The organism is Candidatus Poribacteria bacterium (assembly GCA_021162805.1).
In the GTDB taxonomy this organism is placed as follows: Bacteria; Poribacteria; WGA-4E; order B28-G17; family B28-G17; genus JAGGXZ01.
In genome coordinates this window covers 1-2,952 of the sequence record JAGGXZ010000094.1, presented here as the reverse complement: position 1 = coordinate 2,952, position 2,952 = coordinate 1, and the positions used below count along the sequence as shown (strand labels likewise).

2 protein-coding genes are annotated in these 2,952 nt (G+C 52.8%); one reads left to right on the top strand and one right to left on the bottom strand.

Annotated features, from left to right (window positions below):
• The first annotated feature begins 240 nt into the window (after positions 1–240).
• Positions 241–807 (top strand): Spy/CpxP family protein refolding chaperone, encoded by a 567-nt coding sequence (locus tag J7M22_07570; GenBank protein MCD6506472.1) that lies wholly within the window; start codon positions 241–243, stop codon positions 805–807.
• A gap of 197 nt (positions 808–1,004) precedes the next feature.
• On the opposite strand, the gene J7M22_07565 is transcribed toward J7M22_07570, so the two are convergent.
• The gene (locus J7M22_07565; protein ID MCD6506471.1) at positions 1,005–2,765 is read right to left on the bottom strand and encodes an FAD-dependent oxidoreductase; all 1,761 of its coding nucleotides are present in this window, start codon (positions 2,763–2,765) and stop codon (positions 1,005–1,007) included.
• Positions 2,766–2,952: the final 187 nt, after the last annotated feature.

The following is a 2,952-nucleotide window of genomic DNA, read 5'->3' as shown; positions in this document are numbered from 1 at the left end:
GGATATTGACAAAGTGACTCCCTGTCAGCTTCCGCTATTCTCTTCTATTTGAGATATCCTATCCATGGGGTCACCTCTTCTTTTGGATTTGCTCTTACTTTAACAGAGATGACCCCTTTTGTAAAGCCAATGGGGCGAAAAATCTTTCGCCCCTACTCAAGGGAAATAAGAGCGATGGAATATATCCCTACAACTTTCGTCTTTAAAGATGAAGATCACTTTGAGATGGAGGTTGGTGAGATGAAAGGAAAGGTTTTGGCGATAACGGCGATAGCGGCAACTCTGATCGCCGCGGGGATTATAGCATATGCCGGACCCTGGGGATTTAGAGGATGGGGGTCCGGATTTGGGGCAGGGCCGATGATGATGGGAGGAGGCTATCATTATGGGTACGGCCCCGGCATGGGATTCTGGTCTACGCTTACCGATGAACAGAGGCAGAAGATCGAGGAGCTCAGGTCTAAGTTCCTCTCCGAGACGGCCGAGATCCGCGGCAAACTTCAGGCCAAATTGATCGAACTGCGAGATCTCTGGACCGATCCCGAGGCAAGCGAAGAAGAGATACTTGCCAAGTTCGCGGAGGTTAAGGATCTGAGAGATCAGCTCTACGAGATCTCTCTTAAACACAGGCTGGAGATAAGGAAGCTGCTCACTCCGGATCAGATCAGACAGATCGGCACCGGATTATCTATGAGAAGATGGGGCGCCAGACCTGGAATGGGATTCGGCCCGTGGGGCAGATTAAAGGCGGGTCGAGGAGCCAGAGGAGGATTCGGCCCTCGTGGTCCTCACAGATGGTGCTGGTGATCCAAGAAGAGATGCCGCCTATTCATTATCGCTCATATTATCGCTAAGTGTAGCAGAGATCTGAGAGGGTCAGAAGTGCTTATTTCTCAGGATGAAAAGGAACGAGGAACCGGGGGTGGAAAACGTTACAACGTTAAACGTTGAACGTGCAACGGATTTCCCTTCTCCTCGTTCCTCCTCATGGATAACCGCTACACTCAAGGGAAATAAGAGCGTTCATTATAACACCTGATCTCATATACCCTGGCTGATCTATCGCTGTTGGTCTTCGTAATCCTCAGCCGTAGTTTGGAGATCCTCACGGTCTCAAATCTGTGTATCCTACGTCTGTGGTAGTTGCCGCTCACCTTCACGAGGTGTCTCCACCTTTCACCGTCGAAAAATGAGAGTTCGTAATCCCTGACGCATTCGGGCGCGGGCCCTGACTCCACAAGCTTATCGAGGTTCGTGTCGAAGGTCAGATAGATGGCGTTCACGGGAGCGGGATTTTCGAATTCGAGCTCTATCTCCTGGGGCACGCCCATCGTTGGATCGGAAGCCCACATGTTCATCTCATCCCCCACAGGTCTTGATATACCGTTTATGACGTTCTCCGGGCTGTATTTCGGTCCCATATGGCTTGATGCTCGCACCTTCGCCCCTCGGGCCAAATCATCCGGATCTTCATTTCGCATCTCGATGATGTAGCAATCATCTTTGAGGAGTAGCTGCTGAAGCTCATGGATGTGACCCTCGTAGATTCCCCTAGGGGTGGTATCATATCTCTTACACAGATAAGCCGCGGTGCCCGCCGCCTGTCCTATCACGGCACAGGTGGCCATCAGCCTTGTCGTCCCCAACGCCACATGCGTCACCGATATGTTTCTCCCGGCCATCATCAGGTTTTCGACGTTTCTGGAGTAGATGCACCGATAGGGAATGCTATATGGCTGTTTCAGCTTATGAAGGACGGCGGGCTTGCCGGACTCGTAAATCCCCTTAGGCGGATGCAGATCTATGGGCCAACCGCCATATGCGATCCTATCTTCGAAGAGCACGGCCTCCTCGACATCGTTTTGTGTCAGGATGTAATCCCCCATAAACCTCCTGGATTCGCGTTTTCCCGGGATGAAGCCGACCCACTCCAAAGCGTAGTTTTCGGCGCCATGGTCACCGTGGTTCTTGATATGATCCCACACGCCGAAGACCAGTTTCCATAGCTCGTCCCTTATCCTCTCGTTATCCTCGATCGTATCCAGCATTCCGCCGAACTCTATCCACCAGAACCCCCCGCTTATCCTGCCGTGGTTTCTGAAGGGGAGATCCTCGTCCGTGGGAAAATCATAGGCCCAGGGTGGAGGCTCGAATTCAACCGGCCTGCCCATATCCCGCGCCCTGAACATTATGGAGCTTCCCAGAGTGTAGTTATCGGCTTTTTCGGGGGCAAGGCTCTCGTTGAACTCATCCCGAGCTTCCCTGCCCATCCTGTAGTCGGCTCCCGCGTCAAACGCCACAGCGCCGTCGCCTGTGGCATCCACGACTATCTTCGCCCTGAACTCGAACTCCCTCTCCGTCCCGAGCTGGAAGGCCCTCACGCCCACTATCCGATTCCCATCCATCAATGCTTTCCTGGCGGAGGTGTTGAGATAGAGATCGAGCTTTTCCTCCTTTGTGACCCATTCCCAGAGGATCATATCCCATATCGAGCTTATATGAGCGTTGACCATGGGGAACGGGTTTCTGTATCTATCCTCGATGAGCAGCTCCTCGATGATACCCGTCTCCCTGGCGTTTCTGAAGCTATGCGAGGCTCCTCCGACGTTCACCCTTATCTCGCTTGAGGAGTTGCCACCCAGGACGGGTCTGTCCTGGATGAGGGCGACGGAACATCCGTGCCTGGCGGCGGCGATAGCGGCGCAGATCCCCGCTAATCCTCCACCGGCGACTATAACGTCATATTTTCCCTTTTCCCTCTTCATCTCAATCGTCCCCCGATCTTAACCTCTCCCTGAGATCACGCTATGATCCTATCAGGTTTCGCAAGTTGAGTCAAGGTCGATTCACGCGACCTGGTTCACCCCCAGTTTGAGAGAGGGATGAAGAAAGCAACCATAGAGCGGGAAACAGACAAAAGAGGGAGATCAAAATCCCGAGAAACTCTTGACT

Excerpts from the sequence above, each read along its gene's own strand:
- J7M22_07565 (MCD6506471.1), bottom strand. The coding sequence starts at position 2,765 with ATGAAGAGGGAAAAGGGAAAATATGACGTTATAGTCGCCGGTGGAGGA.
- J7M22_07570 (MCD6506472.1), top strand. The coding sequence starts at position 241 with ATGAAAGGAAAGGTTTTGGCGATAACGGCGATAGCGGCAACTCTGATC.